The sequence below is a fragment of the Amphritea sp. genome, assembly GCF_048266285.1.
Classification (GTDB): domain Bacteria; phylum Pseudomonadota; class Gammaproteobacteria; order Pseudomonadales; family Balneatricaceae; genus Amphritea.
Genome location: NZ_JBLWZV010000003.1, coordinates 239,735 through 258,649 on the forward strand (window position 1 = coordinate 239,735; position 18,915 = coordinate 258,649).

At 49.7% G+C, this 18,915-nt stretch carries 13 protein-coding genes; 9 read left to right on the plus strand and 4 right to left on the minus strand.

What is annotated here, in order from left to right:
- Positions 1–38 precede the first annotated feature (38 nt).
- The gene (locus ACN0T0_RS06440; protein ID WP_417224352.1) at positions 39–2,831 is read left to right on the plus strand and encodes a bifunctional aconitate hydratase 2/2-methylisocitrate dehydratase; all 2,793 of its coding nucleotides are present in this window, start codon (positions 39–41) and stop codon (positions 2,829–2,831) included.
- A gap of 399 nt (positions 2,832–3,230) precedes the next feature.
- Here the strand turns inward: ACN0T0_RS06440 and acnB are convergent, their stop codons facing one another.
- Positions 3,231–5,825 carry a bifunctional aconitate hydratase 2/2-methylisocitrate dehydratase gene (gene acnB, locus ACN0T0_RS06445; protein WP_417224505.1) on the minus strand — a complete coding sequence of 865 codons (2,595 nt, stop codon included), beginning with the start codon at positions 5,823–5,825 and terminating at the stop codon, positions 3,231–3,233.
- Between the two features lie 426 nt (positions 5,826–6,251).
- On the opposite strand from acnB, the gene ACN0T0_RS06450 reads away from it, so the two are divergent.
- The 7 genes from ACN0T0_RS06450 (at position 6,252) to ACN0T0_RS06480 (ending at position 12,153) form a co-directional block, all read left to right on the plus strand.
- Complete coding sequence (locus tag ACN0T0_RS06450; RefSeq protein WP_417224353.1) at positions 6,252–6,704, plus strand: hypothetical protein; 453 nt, start codon at positions 6,252–6,254, stop codon at positions 6,702–6,704.
- Between the two features lie 41 nt (positions 6,705–6,745).
- Positions 6,746–8,059, plus strand: coding sequence for a hypothetical protein (locus ACN0T0_RS06455; protein WP_417224355.1), 1,314 nt, complete (start codon positions 6,746–6,748; stop codon positions 8,057–8,059).
- Positions 8,060–8,132: 73 nt separating this feature from the next.
- Positions 8,133–8,768 (plus strand): hypothetical protein, encoded by a 636-nt coding sequence (locus ACN0T0_RS06460; RefSeq protein WP_417224357.1) that lies wholly within the window; start codon positions 8,133–8,135, stop codon positions 8,766–8,768.
- A 54-nt stretch (positions 8,769–8,822) separates the two neighbouring features.
- Positions 8,823–9,185: a roadblock/LC7 domain-containing protein gene (locus tag ACN0T0_RS06465; RefSeq protein ID WP_019622314.1), complete on the plus strand. Its 363-nt coding sequence runs from the start codon at positions 8,823–8,825 to the stop codon at positions 9,183–9,185.
- A gap of 69 nt (positions 9,186–9,254) precedes the next feature.
- Positions 9,255–9,725 carry a PAS domain-containing protein gene (locus ACN0T0_RS06470; protein ID WP_417224359.1) on the plus strand — a complete coding sequence of 157 codons (471 nt, stop codon included), beginning with the start codon at positions 9,255–9,257 and terminating at the stop codon, positions 9,723–9,725.
- Between the two features lie 5 nt (positions 9,726–9,730).
- Positions 9,731–10,477, plus strand: coding sequence for a phosphate/phosphite/phosphonate ABC transporter substrate-binding protein (locus ACN0T0_RS06475; RefSeq protein ID WP_417224361.1), 747 nt, complete (start codon positions 9,731–9,733; stop codon positions 10,475–10,477).
- A gap of 386 nt (positions 10,478–10,863) precedes the next feature.
- Entirely contained in the window at positions 10,864–12,153 is a 1,290-nt protein-coding gene (locus ACN0T0_RS06480; RefSeq protein ID WP_417224363.1) for an NAD(P)/FAD-dependent oxidoreductase, read from the plus strand.
- 132 nt (positions 12,154–12,285) lie between these two features.
- Here the strand turns inward: ACN0T0_RS06480 and ACN0T0_RS06485 are convergent, their stop codons facing one another.
- On the minus strand, positions 12,286–14,514 hold the full coding sequence (locus ACN0T0_RS06485) for an NADP-dependent isocitrate dehydrogenase (RefSeq protein ID WP_417224365.1): 2,229 nt from the start codon (positions 14,512–14,514) through the stop codon (positions 12,286–12,288).
- A 282-nt stretch (positions 14,515–14,796) separates the two neighbouring features.
- A complete protein-coding gene (locus ACN0T0_RS06490; protein ID WP_417224367.1) occupies positions 14,797–15,864 on the minus strand; it encodes a 3-deoxy-7-phosphoheptulonate synthase in 1,068 nt (355 codons plus the stop codon).
- Between the two features lie 273 nt (positions 15,865–16,137).
- Between ACN0T0_RS06490 and dsbD the strand changes: the two genes are divergently transcribed.
- A complete protein-coding gene (gene dsbD, locus ACN0T0_RS06495) occupies positions 16,138–18,036 on the plus strand; it encodes a protein-disulfide reductase DsbD (protein ID WP_417224369.1) in 1,899 nt (632 codons plus the stop codon).
- A 206-nt stretch (positions 18,037–18,242) separates the two neighbouring features.
- Here dsbD and ACN0T0_RS06500 read toward each other — a convergent pair whose 3' ends face one another.
- Positions 18,243–18,902, minus strand: coding sequence for a CoA transferase subunit B (locus ACN0T0_RS06500; protein WP_126156831.1), 660 nt, complete (start codon positions 18,900–18,902; stop codon positions 18,243–18,245).
- Positions 18,903–18,915 lie beyond the last annotated feature (13 nt).

The window sequence follows — 18,915 nt, forward strand, 5'->3', positions numbered from 1 at the left end:
TCATAATTAGAATTAACTGAGACGAGACGCCTGACGCTATGAGTTACTACTCTGACTACCTAGAAGAAATAGAGATTCGTAAAAACGACCTTGGCCTGCACCCGAAACCGATTGATAGCGCAGAGCTACTTTCTGAAATCATTGCCCAAATTAAAGACGTTGGTAATGAGCATCGCGAAGCATCTTTGAACTTCTTCATCTACAACACGCTACCGGGTACTACGCCAGCGGCTGTCGTTAAAGCGGCTTTTCTGAAAGACATCGCTTTGGGTAAAGAAACCGTTGCAGAGATCTCTCCTGAGTTTGCGCTTGAGCAACTTTCTCACATGAAAGGCGGCCCTTCTGTTGAAGTGCTGCTAGATATCGCGCTGTCTGACGATGCTCAGGCGGCTGCTGCGGGCGAAGTTCTGAAGTCTCAGGTATTCCTGTACGACGCAGACTATGCTCGTCTGGCTGATGCTTTCAAAGCGGGCAACGCCATCGCTAAAGAGCTTTTAGAAAGTTACTCAAAAGCTGAATTCTTCACCAAGCTGGATGACATCCCAGAGAAAATTAAGGTTATTACCTACATCGCTGCTGAGGGTGATATCTCTACTGATTTATTATCTCCGGGTAATCAATCTCACTCGCGTGCTGACCGTGAACTACACGGCCTGTGCATGATCTCGCCAGAAGCTCAGCAAGAAATCGCTGAGATGGGCAAGCAAAACCCTGATGCTAAAGTGATGTTGATCGCTGAAAAAGGCACCATGGGTGTAGGCTCTTCGCGTATGTCGGGTGTTAACAACGTTGCACTGTGGGCCGGTGAAAAAACCTCTCCATATATCCCATTCATCAACAACCGTCCGGTCGTTGCAGGTACTAACGGTATCGCGCCTATCTTCCTGACAACGGTTGGTGTAACCGGTGGTATCGGTCTGGATCTGAAAAACTGGGTTAAGAAAACCGACGCTAACGGCGAAGTCGTTCGTAACGAAAGTGGCGACCCTGTCCTGGAACAAGCCTATTCAGTGGCGACAGGTACCGTTCTGACCATCGATACTAAAGCGAAGAAGCTGTACAACGGCGACCAAGAGCTGGTTGATATCTCTGATGCTTTCACGCCACAAAAAGTTGAATTCATGAAAGCGGGTGGATCTTACGCGGTCACCTTCGGTAAGAAACTGCAAACGTTCGCAGCTGAAACCTTGGGTGTTGAAGCGCCAGCTGTGTACGCACAATCTAAAGAGATCTCTATCGAAGGGCAGGGCCTGACGGCTGTTGAAAAGATCTTCAACCGCAACGCAGTAGGTGTTACGTCTAAGACGCCTTTGCACACAGGCTCTGATGTTCGCGTTAAAGTGAATATCGTCGGTTCTCAGGATACGACCGGTCCTATGACCTGTCAGGAACTGGAAGCGATGGCCGCTTCTACGATCTCTACCAGCGTAGATGGTGCTTTCCAATCCGGTTGCCACACAGCCTCTGTATGGGATAACAAAGCGAAGGCAAACACGCCTAAGTTGATGGCGTTCATGAACGCGTTCGGCGTTATCACCGCGCGTGACCCGAAACATGTTTACCTTTCAATGACTGACGTTATTCACAAAGTATTGAATGACATTACCGTTGACGACCGCGCAATCATCATCGGTGGTGACTCTCACACCCGTATGTCTAAAGGTGTCGCGTTCGGAGCTGACTCCGGTACGGTTGCGATCGCACTGGCAACAGGTGAAGCGGCCATGCCAATTCCAGAGTCTGTGAAGGTTACCTTCAAAGGTAAGATGCAGCCTCACATGGATTTCCGTGACATCGTCCATGCGACTCAAGCACAGATGCTGAAGACGTTCGGTGGCGAAAACGTATTCCAGGGTCGTGTTATCGAAGTACAGATCGGTACGCTGTTGGCTGACCAAGCCTTCACCTTCACTGACTGGACTGCAGAAATGAAAGCGAAAGCCTCTATCTGTATCTCTACTGACGACACGCTGATCCAGTCTTTGGAACTGGCTAAGTCCCGTATCCAAATCATGATCGACAAAGGTATGGATAACAAGGCGGCGATGTTGCAAGGTCTGATCGACCTAGCAGACAAGCGTATCGCTGAGGTGAAATCTGGCGAAGCGCCTGCGCTGGCTCCAGATGACAACGCTAAGTACTATGCTGAACTTGTTGTTGATCTAGACGTCATCAATGAACCAATGATTGCTGACCCAGACGTTAACAACGAAGACGTTTCTAAGCGTTACACCCACGATGTGATTCGTCCTGCTTCATACTACGATGGCCGTAAGGTTGATCTGGGCTTCGTTGGTTCTTGTATGGTTCACAAAGGCGATATGCAGATCATTGCAGCGATGCTGCGTAACCTAGAGAAGAAAGGTCCTGTTACCTTTAAAGCGCCATTGGTTGTTGCGCCACCGACTTACAACATCGTTGACGAGTTGAAAGCCGAAGGTGATTGGGAGCTGCTGGAAAAATTCGCTGGCTTCGAATTCTCTGACGCGCATCCAAAAGAAGCAGCACGTACCAAGTACGAAAATATTATGTACCTGGAGCGTCCTGGATGTAACCTGTGTATGGGTAACCAAGAAAAAGCAGAGCCGGGTGACACCGTGCTGGCTACGTCTACCCGCCTGTTCCAAGGCCGTGTTGTTGAAGATGCAGAAGGGAAAAAAGGTGAGTCGTTGTTGGGTTCTACCCCAATGGTTGTGCTGTCTTGTGTCCTAGGTCGTTTCCCGACACTGGAAGAGTACAAAGAAGCGGTTGAGGGTATCGATCTGACTACGTTCACGCCGCCGACTAATGACTTGAGTGTCGCGCATACTATCCCCGCTGCACGTATCTAATCATTGATAGCGTGCTAACAGAAAAGCCCTGATTCTTCAGGGCTTTTTTATGTCTGGGGGTTGGCTTTTCGTGCTGAGCCTCGCTGACTAAAGTCTCCTTAGCCGCACTTTTCGCCAAACCTATAGCAGCATAAGCAGTGTTCCAATTGTCGCTCTGTGCTCGCTCTATTCATGACGATGACCTTCGTCGCAATATACGGGGCGAACGGCTTTAACGGGCTAGCTCTCTCTGCTGTCAGTTAAGCTCGATCTTTATCTCATAATTGTCCATGCTGTCTCTGATTGGCGGTCAGTGGCAAAAAAAATCCGACGTTGATATCAACATCGGATTTTCTATCAAGCCTTATTATCGCTCAAATGCTTAAGCGAACAGCATTATGCCAATAGGCGATTTAACGGTTAGGCCGTGACGATAACGTTAGACGCTTTATCGATATAGGATTCGATTTGATCGAAGTTCAGATAGCGGTAAACATCAGCCGCCATGCTGTCGATCTTAGTCGCGTATTCCATATACTCGTCAACCGTTGGGATCTTACCGAGCAGTGCGGCTACCGCTGCTAGTTCAGCAGAAGAGAGGTAGACGTTAGCGCCATTACCCAAACGGTTCGGGAAGTTACGGGTAGAGGTTGATACCACGGTTGTGTTATCGCCTACACGCGCTTGGTTACCCATGCAGAGGGAGCAACCAGGCATCTCGATACGTGCGCCGGCTTTGCCGAAGATGTTGTAGTAACCTTCCTCAGTCAGCTGAGCGGCATCCATTTTGGTGGGCGGTGCAATCCACATACGGGTTGGGATTGTTGCGCCAGATGCTTCCAGCAGTTTACCCGCAGCACGGAAGTGACCGATGTTAGTCATACATGAACCGATGAAGACCTCATCGATATGTGTGCCAGCAACATCAGACAGTAATTTAACGTCATCAGGGTCGTTAGGGCAGGCCAGGATAGGCTCTTTAACGTCATCCAGATCGATTTCAATGACCGCTGCGTACTCAGCATCGGCATCGGCTTCCATCAGCGCTGGGTTAGCCAGCCACGCTTCCATACCGTTAATGCGACGCTCGATGGTACGCGGATCGCCGTATCCTTCAGAGATCATCCACTTCAACATGGTGATGTTAGAGTTGAGGTATTCTTTGATCGGTGCTTCGCCCAGCTTGATAGAACACGCAGCCGCAGAACGTTCTGCGGCAGAGTCAGACAGTTCGAACGCCTGCTCAACTTTCAGATCAGGCAGACCTTCAATTTCAAGAATACGACCAGAGAAGATATTTTTCTTACCCGCTTTAGCAACAGTTAAAAGGCCCTGCTTGATAGCGTAGTAAGGGATGGCGTTAACCAAGTCACGCAGGGTAATACCCGGCTGTAGCGTGGAGCCTTTAAAGCGAACCAAGACAGATTCAGGCATATCCAGAGGCATCACGCCGGTCGCCGCCGCGAAAGCAACTAGACCAGAACCCGCGGGGAAAGAGATACCGATGGGGAAACGGGTGTGAGAGTCACCACCGGTACCGACAGTATCAGGCAGCAGCATGCGGTTCAGCCAAGAGTGAATAACACCGTCACCAGGGCGCAGTGAAACACCGCCACGGTTCATGATGAAATCAGGCAGGGTATGGTGAGTCTGAACGTCAATGGGCTTAGGATAAGCCGCCGTGTGACAGAATGACTGCATGGTCAGGTCAGCAGAGAAGCCCAGGCAAGCCAAGTCTTTGAGTTCGTCACGGGTCATAGGACCGGTGGTATCCTGAGAGCCAACCGTGGTCATCTTAGGTTCGCAGTAGGTGCCAGGGCGGACGCCATCAACGCCGCAGGCTTTACCCACCATTTTCTGCGCCAGCGAGAAGCCTTTGCCGGTATCGACAGGTTGTTCAGGTTTACGGAACAGATCGACAGGGCCTAGGCCTAACGCTTCACGGGCGCGTTCAGTCAGGCCGCGACCGATGATCAGAGGGATACGGCCACCGGCACGTACTTCGTCCAGAATAACCGGTGTTTTCAGGCTGAATTCGCACAGTAGTTCGCCGGTTTCTGCGTTTTTAGCGACGCCTTCGTAAGGGTAAACGTCGATCACGTCGCCCATATTCATTTTTTCAACATCCATTTCGATCGGTAGGGCGCCAGCATCTTCCATGGTGTTGAAGAAAATAGGCGCAATCTTGCCACCGAAGCAGTAACCGCCGGCACGTTTATTTGGTACGTGTGGAATATCATCGCCGAAGAACCACAGCACCGAGTTCGTGGCTGATTTACGTGAAGAACCGGTACCCACGACATCACCGACATAGGCGACCGGATAGCCTTTAGCTTTAACTGCTTCGATCTGTTTCAGAGGGCCAACGCTACCGGGTGCAACAGGCTCGATGCCATCACGTGCCATTTTTAGCATGGCGTTAGCGTGCAGTGGAATATCAGGACGGGTAAAGGCATCCGGAGCAGGAGAGAGGTCGTCGGTGTTGGTTTCGCCTGTTACTTTAAAGACCGTAACGGTGATTTTCTCAGGCAGTTCTGGCTTGGATGTAAACCATTCACCGGCCGCCCATGACGCCATAACTTGCTTAGCAAAGGTGTTACCCGCATCGGCTTTATCTTTGACATCATGGAAAGCGTCAAACATTAGCAACGTGTGGGACAGCGCTTTAACCGCTGTCGGTGCTAAGGCCGCGTCATCCAGTGCCGCAATCAATGGTTGGATGTTGTAACCACCCAGCATCGTACCGAGTAGTTCAACGGCTTTAACTTTGTCGATCAGTGGGGATTCGGCTTCGCCCTTAGCGATAGCAGCCAAGAAACCTGCTTTAACGTAAGCCGCTTGGTCTACACCTGCAGGAATACGGTTTTCTAGCAGCTCCAGGATAAATGCTTCTTCGCCAGTGGGCGGATTCTTCAATAACTCAACCAGTGCAGCGGTTTGATCTGCATCAAGCGGTTTGGCGGGCACGCCTTCTTGGGCGCGTTCTTCTACATGTTTACGGTAAGCTTCAAGCACGATATAGCCCTCATCTGTTATCTCTATCAGAGCGCCGTTGAGTGTGACAATCTGACAGTCGACCGACATGTATCACGTCGATCTTGAAATTGGCGGGTAAAATTTTAGCCGAAAAGGGCTCTATAGTTAAGATTGATAGGCATTTTCGCTGCTAATACTTTGGGTTTAGTCCGCTCTAATATTAGCCTAAGTTAATATATTAACGCTCTATTTCGATCTTCTGCACTATATGATGTAGATCAAGGTTAGCTCGCTATCCTGAGTCAAGCGGTATTGATTTATGTATCATGCCTCAATCGTCAGTCAATATTGATGACGGCTTTAACCAAACAGGTTTCATTTAGCATTATCGTTTGCTATCGGGTTAGTTCGGTTGTTGTACGTGGTATCCGGACCTGATTAATCTAAGTAGTAAGAGGACAGGCTGTGAATTCACCCATATGGGCAGCGGTTTCTGGCTGGACGTTAAATACCGAGCTTGAAGGACCGAATGCCTTGGCGATTGAGACGCTTTTTGCCGCTCTCGAGGGTAAGGCGTTGATCTATGACGGGCCCCATAAAGGGGCCTTACTGCAGCATTACACACGTTTAGTGGCAGCCAACCCTGGCAATCTTCGCTATCAGGTACAGAGAGTCTATCTGGCTATTCTGTGTCATGACGCGGCGCAATTGACAGGCGCCTTGCGGGATCTCTATCTCACCTTGGATGGGCGGGGTAACGATCTGTTTAAGCGTTTACTCAAGCAGGGCACGAGTTTGCTCGATGATGATGCTCTCGAGGTGTTCAATGCGGTTGTCACCGGGGGTGATAAGCTGCGCTTGTTACAGTTGAGTCAGAGTCATTCGGTACTGTGTAATGGCTACTTTTCGCTGCATTAATTTGAATTCGCTATATCTGACTTAAGGGAACGGGGGCAGTCGTGGGGGTATCTCATATCAAACTCACTAAGCGGGCAGCTAATCATGTGATTCAGCTGAGTGTTGTCGGCTTTGAGTTGCAATCAAAAACGGCGATTGAACTGTTCTTTATGCAGCACCAGCAGAGTTATGCGTTGGTGCCGGCGGAACAGGCCGACGTTATTATTTTTGATATGGAGCATCCTGCGGTTAAACCCCTGATCGATAAGTACCGTGGCGAGCGCCCCATTATTGCGGTGACCGCGACAGAAAAGCAGTTTCCCAGTTGTGTGACCCTGCATAAACCGCTCGAAGGCAAGCGCTTAATCAAGGCGATTAAGCAGGCGGCTGAGCAATTTTCGTCGGGCGCCATTGATCCGCCTGCAGCTACGCTGACGAAGGTCAGTAATGCAGGGGAGCAGGCGTTTCAAGCCTATCAGACACGCTTGGCCGCCGAGCGTCAGGCGATCGCCGATTACCGTGCCCACAGTTCCGACCGTTCTAAGGCTTCAGCAGATGTGCGGCAACGTTTTGTCCTCACACCTGATGCTACGGCGGCGGTTAAACCGGCGTCTGCGGACACCCAGGCAGCCGCTGCTGCAGCAACGCTATCTGAGGTCGCATCGGCAGCGGCCAATACTTTAGCGACTGAATCTCCGGTTGATGAGTTAGCTGTCAATGACGTGCCAGAGTCAGATGAACAGGCGCGGGAGCACAGAACGAAGCTGACTTATCAGATGGTGTATGAATGCTGTGGCAATGCACCGGATGTCAATCTGCATGAGCCTGATCAGCGTCGCCGGGTGTTCTTTAAAAAAGACTCAACCCTATTAGCAATGTTGCTAGAGGTGATTGCCGAAGGCAATGCGCGGGCACTACCCGTTGAGATTATAGGCTTACCGGGCACATTGGCGTATTTGCCAGAATCGAAGCAGTTTTTATTTGATTTTAGTGATGATCTTTTGATTCCGCTGGCTCTAACCCGTTTTGGTTATCAGGAGCTGACTTTAAAAGTTCGGCCTGACCTAGATGCTGAGCGTCCCGGTGTGGCGGGGGTTAAAGTGACGATCATCAAGAGTGATGAATTAATTTGGAAGCTGGCGCTGTGGACATCGAAAGGGCGATTAGATCGTATGTTAGACCCGGATAAACCACACCGGCTTAATCGACCACTGGATCTTGATCGGTTACTGCCTATCCCCCATGCCGCGACGATCAGTAGTTTGTGGGGGCGACATAGTCTGTCAGCCATTGAAGTGGTTAAAGTGCTGAAAATCCATCAGCGTTATGTATTTGCCTTTATGACCGCAGCTTATGCGCTAGGGGCGTTTAAGTAATCGTTATCACCTAGGTCTCGGTGTTAGGAGGCTAACGGGTGTTTAGTTATTAACCCATGTCGGAGAGATTTTGGTGGGAGATTATAATCAGGATGCTATTCGCTATATCGCAATCACCCCAAGCGGAGCTTACTTTGCAACCTTGAACTCCGCGTCAGATGACGCCAGAGCGATGTTATTGCAGTTGCTATCGACCGACTTCGAGTTGCTCTATTCCATTGAATTGGTCTCTGAATTAGCTGATCTCGATGAAACACAGGCGATGGGCGTATTTCAGCAACTGTTGGATCGTGGCTTCGTGGCCCTGTCTGAGACACCCCCGGAGATTAAGCGGGGGCCGTTAGAGGATATTTTGCCCGGCTTGTTAGAACAGATCTCCGCCAGTGGTAAAGCGCTGTTGGCAGATGATCAAGGGTTTTGTCTCTCATCGGTGGGGTATTCAGTGGAGCAGTCTGACGCCTTGGCCGCCTTAGCGGCGGATCTATTGCTGTTACAGGAGCGTCATAAGCAACTATTGAACGGTGATTTAGGCTTAGCCAGTGACTCTTGGGGCATCTTAAACGGTGCCGGGCAAAGCCAGATCGGTTGTTGGGGAATTTATATTGGTCACCAGCGCTTTACCTTGGTGATCGCCGATATGCCCAAGTTGTACCAACAGGCTTTTGCTGAAATTCTGGCGAGCTTAGCTCGCCGTTATCTTGAATATTAATATTTTGAATTTAATTCGCTTCCACAATGGAAGCCTTTACGGAAGGAGTGTTCTATGCGTTCTGAGATGCTTACCTCTATTTTGAGTGATCTCAACGGCACGTCTGCAGATATCGAAGCGTCAGCGGTCATCTCAACCGATGGTCTGATGATTGCGGCGTTACTGCCGTCGAGTATGGATGAAGACCGAGTTGGCGCGATGAGTGCCGCGATGTTGTCATTGGGCGAGCGCACGGCAAAAGAGCTGGCCCGTGGTGAGTTAGAGCAAGTGTTGGTGAAGGGGGATGAGGGTTATATTCTGATGACTCACGCCAATCAGGATTCTGTGCTTACCGTGGTGGCGAAGCCGAACGCACGTCTGGGTTTAATCTTCCTCGATGTGAAACGTGCCGCAGAGGCGATCGGTAAAATCCTTTAATTTGTTAATCCCGAGCAGCGGCTAATGGCCAACATGGATAGCCGCTGCTAGGTGAATAAGGTTGGAAGTATGTCTGAACAAGACACTGGAGAGACGCGGACGGTTGAAATCTCATATTTCGATGGTAGTAAGCGAACGGCAAATATTATTGATCGGGAGGTGCCTTATCCCGACGGCAAGTTGATCGTATCCCGAACCGACCCGCAAGGGATTATCACCCACGCGAATCAGGCATTTATCGATATGTCTGGTTATAACGAAGATGAATTAATCGGCGTTAATCATTATATTCTGCGTCACCCGGATATGCCGGCGGTTGCTTTTAAAGACCTCTGGGACACCATCGAACAGGGTAATAAGTGGCATGGTTATGTCAAAAATCTGTGTAAAGATGGCGCTTACTATTGGGTTAAGGCAACAGTGATTCCCAATGTTCGTAATGGCCAGTTGGTGGGGTATACCTCGGTTCGACGCAAACCTTCACGACGTAAGATTGAAGAGAGTGAAGCGCTGTATAAAACCTTGTTGGCTGAGGAGTGATAAGCATGACATTCAATCTCACGGTCAGTCCAGATTTTGCGCCTGACCATATTTCAGGCTGGTATTTTTTTAATACCTGGTTGCAGCGCACGCTGGATATCGGTATTCATTTAGAGCTCTATGATAGCTTTGACGCGCAACGCAAAGATATTCGCGCGGATAAGTTTGATCTCATCTATGCCAACCCCTACGACGCATCGATGTTGGTCAGGGAGTTGGGATTTCAAGCCGTGGTCCGACCTACGAGTCAATCGGATGAGACTGTGATTGCCGTGAATGCGGAATCGGCCTTTCAGACGGTTGAGGATCTTGCACCCGGTTGTCGCATTGCCACCACTGATGATCCCGATGTACATACCCTGGGGATGATCATGTTGGAGTCTGCCGATCTCGATAGCAGCAACACCGAGATCAAGCAGTACAGCAGTTATGTGGTGGGGGCTAAGAGCTTACTAAACGACAATGCCGACGTTGGCTTCTTTCTGAAAGCGGCCTATGACGAACTGTCAGAGCTGATCCGTTCGCGGATGCGGGTGTTAGTACGCAGTGAAATTAGCGTGGTTCACCATAGTTTGTTAGTGGGGCCGCGCATGGCGGAGCATATTCCGGCGATACAGGCGGCGTTGCTGACGATGCAAGATAATGAAAAAGGCAAAGGTGTACTTGAAAGCATGGGGATCTCGTCATGGGAACCGATGGATGCCGAGCAGACCGAGTTTATGATCGATCTAATCGATACCCTGATCGATTAAGACAAACCAACGCCTCGCAACGGGGCGTTATCTCAACAATTCTTCCCCGCCACAGAGCGCTATGTATCTCCCTTGCTTAGGGATATAGCCTTAGTTTCTTTATTTACGGCTGTATTAATCGCTGTTTCTATGTCAATTTATCAGAGCATTTTGTGTAACCCTTTGGGTTTCTATGTCGCACGTGGTATTGAATTAATAACCGAATGGCCTGATATTACGACGTAGGATGTTATCCTGATGAATGGTTTGATCCACCCTTTGGCCGATAGATAAACTGCGTTATGGGTGGCTTAGTAGTATGGTGACGATAGCACCGCTGTTTCAGCAGATGGGTGAGGTTAGTGTTGGTGGATCCAGCGCTAACCTGACTTTTTTGAGGATAAATGATGAAAACTATCGTAATCGTAGGAGGCGGGGCCGGCGGTCTTGAGCTGGCCACCCAGCTTGGCCATAAGCTGGGTAAAAAGAAACGCGCTAGAATTATCTTGGTGGACCGAAACCGTAGCCATATCTGGAAGCCGTTGTTGCATGAAGTGGCGACCGGTTCATTAGATATGAGCAGTGATGGTGTGGTCTATCGTGCGCACTGTGCGGCACATTATTATGAGTTTCAGCTCGGCACTATGATCGGTCTGGATCGGGTCGCCAAATGTATCCGCCTAGAATCCCTGAAAGATGACGAAGGTAAAGAGGTACTACCTGAGCGGGAGCTGGCTTTCGATACCCTGGTCATGGCGGTTGGCAGTGTGAGTAATGATTTTGGTACCCCTGGCGTAGCGGAACATAGCTACTTTCTCGACTCCCATCAGCAAGCCGAGCGTTTTCATCGGGCGCTGTTAAATCAATTTCTGCGTATCAATCAGAGCGCTGCGGATACTGAGCTGCAACTGGCCATTGTTGGCGGTGGTGCTACCGGTGTCGAACTGGCCGCCGAGTTAAACCATGTCGCCGACCTGTTTAAGTTTTATGGCATGCCAGAGATGTCGGCTAAGCGATTGAAAATCCATTTAATTGAAGCCGGCCCGCGAATCTTGCCGGCGTTACCGCAGCGGATAGCCGTGGCGGCGAAGAAAGAACTGAATGAGTTGGGCATTAGCATCCATGAAAATGTGCGGGTGACACAGGCGACCGATGCCGGTTTTGTGACCCAAGACGAGCAGCTAATTGCCGCGGATCTACAGGTCTGGGCAGCGGGGGTTAAAGCGCCAGACTTCATTAAGTCCATCGACCTGTTTGAGACGAATCGTAACGGTCAGATCATCGTTAAGCCGAGCTTGCAAAGCAGTGTTGATGATGCCATTTATGTGATTGGTGATTGCTGTGCCTGCGAACAGCCCGACGGCAGTTGGGTGCCACCACGGGCGCAGTCGGCGCATCAGATGGCCTCGTTAGTGTATAAAAATATTTTATTGTCAGAGCAAGGTAAGCCGTTACAGAGCTACCTTTATAAAGATCATGGCTCGTTGGTTAATCTTAGTCGCTACAGTACGGTGGGTAGTCTGATGGGCAACCTTACTAACGGCTCGATGTTTATTGAAGGGCGCATTGCCCGGCTGGTGTATATCTCGCTTTACCGTATGCATCAGGTGGCCATACATGGCTGGTTAAAAGCATCGGCGGTGTATTTTGCACAGAAGATTGGCGGTACGGTTAAGCCGAAGATGAAGCTGCATTGAGAAAGCTGACGCGTGATAGCGATTAAAATCTAGTTAATCTGAAGTCATAAAAAACCCGGATCAGTCTAAACTGATCCGGGTTTTTTTAGCGCTTAAGGGGCGAGCCCTTAAGCGGTATTGGTAGAGTGTCGATTAAGACAGGGCTGCCAATGCTGCGTTCAGCGTTGCGCTTGGACGCATCACTTTCTTAACGTCTTCGCGGTTAGCGTGGTAGTAACCCCCTAAGTTAGCAGGTGTACCCTGAACAGCACTCAGCTCGGCAATGATCTGAGCTTCGTTGTCAGTCAGTGTTTTCGCCAGTGGTGCGAACATAGCGGCCAGCTCTGGATCTTCAGTCTGAGCGGCAACTTCTTGTGCCCAGTACATACCGAGATAGAAGTGGCTACCACGGTTATCCAGTTCGCCAGTTTTACGTGAAGGAGACTTGTTGTTCTCCAGCAGTTTACCGGTGGCTGAGTCCAGTGTTTTCGCTAGGATATCAGCACGCTTGTTGCCTTCTTTGATGCCCATCTCTTCCAGAGAGACAGCCAGAGCAAGGAATTCACCGAGAGAGTCCCAACGCAGGTGGTTTTCTTCTTGAACCTGTTGTACGTGCTTAGGAGCAGAGCCGCCAGCGCCTGTTTCATACATACCGCCGCCTTTCAGCATAGGTACGATAGACAGCATTTTCGCGGATGTGCCCAGTTCCATAATAGGGAACAGGTCAGTCAGGTAATCACGCAGTACGTTACCGGTTACTGAGATGGTATCGTTACCACGGATCATGCGATCCATGCTGTAACGAATTGCCTGATTGTAAGTTTTGATTGTGATCTCAAGACCGTCGGTATCATAGTCTTGCAGGTACAGTTTAACTTTTTTGATCAGTTCAGCATCGTGGGCACGTTTGTAGTCCAACCAGAAGACGGTTGGCATACCGGATTGACGGGCACGGGTAACAGCCAGTTTAACCCAGTCGCGCACGGCGTCGTCTTTGGTTTGGCAAGCACGCCAGATATCACCTTTCTCAACATCATGTTGCATCAGCACAGTGCCGTCAGCAGTAACAACACGCATAATGCCGTCAGCCATGATTTCGAAGGTTTTATCGTGCGAACCATACTCTTCTGCTTTACGAGCCATCAGACCAACGTTAGGGACAGTACCCATCGTAGTTGGATCGAAAGCGCCGTTCGTTTTACAGAAGTTGATCATTTCCTGATAGATACGGGCGTACGTGCTTTCAGGCATGACAGCTTTAGTATCTTTAGGCTTGCCATCAGGACCCCACATCTTACCGCCATTACGGATCATGGCAGGCATAGACGCATCGACGATCACATCAGAAGGAACGTGCAGGTTGGTAATACCTTTAACGGAATCAACCATCGCCATTTCTGGACGGTGTTCTAGGCACTCATGGATCGCTTCTTCGATCTCTTCACGCTTAGAGGTTGGCAGGGTAGCGATTTTGTCGTATACGCTGCTGATACCGTTGTTAGGATTAACACCCAGTTCTTCGAACAGGTCGCCGTATTTATCAAACAGCTCTTTGTAGAATACAGTAACCGCGTGACCGAAGACGATCGGGTGAGATACCTTCATCATGGTTGCTTTTACGTGTAGAGACCACATGACGCCGCTATCTTTAGCGTCTTGCATGGTTTCTTCAAAGAACTCGCGCAGGGCTTTGCAGCTCATGCGCATGCTGTCCAGAATCTCGCCTTGTTCTAGGCTCAGTTCTTTTTTAACTTCAACGTTGCCGGCTTGGTCAACAAACTCAAGACGTACATCGCCAGCTTGATCCATAGTGATGGATTGTTCGCTAGAGAAGAAGTCACCGTCGCGCATATAATCCGCATGGGTACGGGAAGCCTTGCTCCACTTACCCATAGAGTGTGGGAATTTACGGACATAGGCTTTTACAGCACTTGGGGCACGACGGTCAGAGTTACCTTCACGTAGAACCGGGTTTACCGCAGAGCCGAGGATTTTAGAATAACGAGCCTGAATGGCTTTATCTTCGTCTGTCTCAGGGGCTTCAGGGTAGTTAGGGATATCGCAGCCTTGCGCTTGAAGTTCTGCGATGCAGGCTTTCAGCTGAGGGATAGAGGCAGAAATATTAGGTAGTTTGATGATGTTAGCGTGTGGATCTTGAGTGAGTGCACCCAGGAATTTCAACCCATCTTCCGCTTTTTGCTCTTCGGTCAGCTTTTCGGGGAATGCCGAGAGAACGCGGCTTGCTAGAGAGATGTCGCTGATTTTAACGTCGATGCCGGCCGCTTTAGCAAATGTTCTTACAATAGGTAACAAAGAACAGGTTGCCAGTGAGGGTGCTTCGTCGGTCAGGGTCCAGTAAATAGTTTGATTCGTTGTAGTCATTGTATCCCCTTGTCATTTGGCTGGTAGCCAGAGGCTTAACAGAACAGCTTATGGCTATTCGTTACATCTTTGCGTAAGCCCGTAATTAATTATTCCGCGGGCGCATTATACGTTAAAAAATTACTAATACTGAAGTAGTTAGACCGATTCAGAGGGATCTTATCGACTAAAAGATAGTATGACTGTAGTTTTATTACCGATAAAGGGGGTTGGTTTTGCGGTTTTAGACTGATAAGCAATAAAAAAGGGATCCGAAGATCCCTTGGGTGTCGCGTGAGACGATTAGCGGTTTGGCAAAACGTCTTTGAGTTTGTTGTGCATATCGAGCAGGGTTTTCTCGGTAGTGTCCCAATCGATACAAGCATCGGTGATGGAGACACCATATTGAAGATCAGCTGGATTGTCCGTCATTTTTTGATTGCCCCAACCGAGGTTAGATTCCACCATTAGGCCAACGATTGATTTGTTGCCATCAATGATCTGGTTGGTAGCATTTTCCATCACCAGTGGTTGTAGCGCAGGATCCTTGTTGGAATTGGCGTGGCTACAGTCAATCATGATGTTTTGCTTCAGGCCGGCTTTTTCCAACGCCTGTTCACACAGTGCCACATGAACCGAATCATAATTAGGTTTGCCATTGCCGCCGCGCAATACAACATGGCCGTATTTGTTGCCTCGGGTACGCACGATGGACACTTGGCCCTGTTCGTTAATACCGAGAAAACTGTGTGGGTGAGCAACCGATTCTAGAGCGTTGATCGCCACGGTCAGGCCACCGTCAGTGCCATTTTTAAGCCCCACAGCGCCAGACAGTCCGCTGGACATCTCACGGTGCGTCTGGGATTCGGTGGTGCGCGCACCAATAGCCGACCAAGCAATCAGATCTTGGATATACTGTGGTGAGATCGGGTCGAGGGCTTCAGTCGCCAGTGGCAAACCCGCCTCGGCCAGTTGTAGCAGCAATTCACGACCGATATGTAGGCCCTCTTCAATTTGAAAAGAGTCATCCATACGAGGATCGTTAATCAAGCCTTTCCAGCCGACAGTGGTTCGAGGCTTCTCAAAATAGACGCGCATAACCAGATAGAGAGTGTCTTTTACTTGCTCAGCAAGCTGCTTTAGCTTCTGACCATATTCAAGGGCTGCTTTTGGGTCGTGAATAGAGCAGGGGCCAACCACGACAAACAGGCGCTTATCTTCGCCTTTCAGAATATTTTTAATAATCTGGCGACCTTCCATCACGGAAGTGGCCGCTGCTTCTGACAGGGCTAATTTTGCTTTCAACTGATCAGGAGTGATCAGTACGTCATTACTCTCAATATTGAGGTTTTCGACTCGGTTATCAGACATCTCAATTTCCTAAAGTGTACAGCCTTTACTCTGTACACCCGTTAGCGCGTTCGTAAAGGAGGTACTTTGTAACATATTAAGCGCAAAGGTTTAAGTGCTGACTGAGGTGATCGGATGATACAATTGGATTAAATATGTCGGCCTTTGATATTGCGCATCATTATCAACATCGTAGATAACTTTTTTGTGCTATCTCTCGCCCCTGTGCGAACTGATTAAGCATAACGCTGTCCACTAGGCTGATCGATCCGACTTATAGATGAAGAGGTTACTGTGCCTGTAGTATTTCACCCTGTTGTCTGGCCCCGTTTAGGCGTTACCCTAATCGCCGTGCTGATGATGACACTGCTTCAGTTTAGCCTGCCGGCCAAGGCGGGACTGTTTGATAATGCCAACCCGTTCAGCGCACAACAGGATGGACCTTTGCCGGTCGATCAGGTCTATCTGCTGGACAGTGAACAGAGCGAAGGGCAGCTTAAACTGATCTGGACGATCAAAGATGGCTACTATCTTTATCGCGACAAAATCGAACTGCGTTATGGCTCTGAGGTTGCCGAGTTAAAACGCAGTTACTCCGAGGCGGAACAAAAGGACGATCCTTTGTTTGGCCGGGTTTGGGTGTATCACAATCAAGCGCTAGTAGATCTAGACCTGACCAGCAGCACCGGTCAGCCGGTGGATAGCACCGTCACGATTACCTATCAAGGTTGCTGGGATGGCGGTATCTGTTATCCACCGGTCACCACCACCATTGACCTAAAACAGCTTCCTGTGAATACCGTTAACGTCGATAGCTCATCATCAGTGGTGAATAGCTCAGCGGCGATGACTGAGAATACAGCCGGTCAGACGAATACCGTTGCACCGGTCATTCAAAGCGAGCAGGACCGTTTTGCGGCCATGATTTCCGGTAGCAGCTTGCTGTTAACGCTGGGTGCCTTCTTTGTCGCCGGGTTAGCCTTGGCGCTGACCCCCTGTGTGTTCCCGATGATTCCTATTCTATCGAGTATTATTGCCGGGCAGGGGCATCGCACCACGGCCATGCATGGCTTTATGCTATCACTGGTGTATGTGCTGGCAGTTGCTGTCACCTATACCATCGCCGGGGTGATTGCGGGTTTGTTCGGTGAGAACCTGCAGGCAGCGTTCCAGAATGTCTGGATTATCGGTCTGTTTAGTTTTGTCTTTGTGCTGCTGTCGTTGTCGATGTTTGGTTTCTATGAACTGCAACTGCCCAATGCGCTACAAAGCCGTTTGAACAATCTCAGTAACGGCCAGAAAGGCGGTACCGTGATGGGTGTGGCCGTGATGGGCTTTTTGTCTGCGCTGATTGTCGGCCCCTGTATGGCGGCGCCGTTAGCCGGGGCATTGATCTATATCGGTCAGACCGGTGATCCGTTGCTCGGTGGTGCTGCGCTGTTCAGCCTAAGTATGGGGATGGGCGTACCGTTGCTGATTGTCGGTGCATCGGCGGGCAAATTATTACCCAAAGCCGGGGCGTGGATGGAAAGCGTTAAGGCCGGTTTTGGGGTGATGTTGCTGTTGTTAGCGGTGTGGATGCTGGATCGGGTGATCGACGATAGTATCGCGCTGCTGCTGTATGCGGTTATCTTGCTGGTGGCGGCGGTGTATATGAAAGCCTTGGATCGGTTGCAGGATGAGGCCCGAGGCTGGCGCGTGTTCTGGAAAGGTATCGGCGTGGTGTTGCTTATCTATGGCGCACTGCTGTTTGTCGGTGGTATGACCGGCGGCACCAGCTTGCTACAACCGCTGAAAAATATTGCCGCAGCCCCGGCTCAAGCGGCGACGGAGATGAGGTTTGTCACCGTGACCAATAAGACCCAGTTGGATCAGTTGTTAGCGGAAGCAAAGGCGCAAAATAAGCCAGTGATGCTCGATTTCTATGCTGACTGGTGCGTTGCCTGTGTCGAGTTGGATCTGTTTACCTTTTCGGATGCCGGGGTACAGCAGGGGCTGAGCGGCTTCTCACGCATCAAAGTTGATGTTACCGCGAATGATGATGCCGCAAAAGAGTTGAGCCGTGATTACCGTGTGATAGGCCCGCCTGCTTTGATCTTCTATGATCGTGCAGGCACGTTGCAGGCGAATATGACCCTCATCGGTGTGATCGAGCCTGAAGTGTTTATCAACCATATTGCTCGGTTGAATTAACCGTTTGTGATCAAGGGTTAAATTGCTTTATTAATGAAGTAAAAATATCTATAAATAAATTACTTAAATTAATAACTTAAACAAGATGGTAAGGTATTGCGCTTAAGCAAAGTACTTAAATAAAGCACTAGAAAAGAGTAATAAAAAAGGCTGATGTGTAAACATCAGCCTTTTTTTGTGGGGACATACTTGTTAGCGTTATCGTCTTAAGCGAAAGTCATTTCCGGTACGTTGTCCGGCACAATCAATTTGCCTTCGGTCTTCTCGATAATCTCTTCGACGGACACACCCGGTGCCCGCTCTTTCAGATGGAAAGCGCCATCTTCAATTTCGAGGTAGGCGAGGTCGGTCAATACTTTCTTAATGCAACCACGGCCAGTCAGCGGCAGTGAGCATTCGGTCAGTAGTTTAGATTCGCCATGCTTAGATGCGTGGGTCATGGTCACGATAATATTATCCGCGCCGGCTACGAGATCCATCGCACCGCCCATGCCTTTAATTAGTTTGCCGGGAATCATCCACGAAGCGATATTACCGTTCACATCGACTTCAAATGCGCCCAATACCGTGAGATCAACGTGTCCGCCACGAATCATGGCAAAGGATTCCGCTGAGGAGAAAATCGATGCGCCCGTAGCCGCCGTTACGGTTTGCTTACCGGCGTTTATCATATCCGCATCAATTTCATCTTCGGTTGGGAAAGGGCCCATACCCAGCAAACCGTTTTCGGACTGCAGCATTACTTCGATCCCCGCAGGGACATAGTTTGCAACCAGTGTGGGGATACCGATGCCCAGGTTGACGTAAAAACCATCCTGAAGCTCGCGTGCAACACGCTGAGCCATCTGTTCACGAGAGAGTGCCATTGTTTTTCCTCTT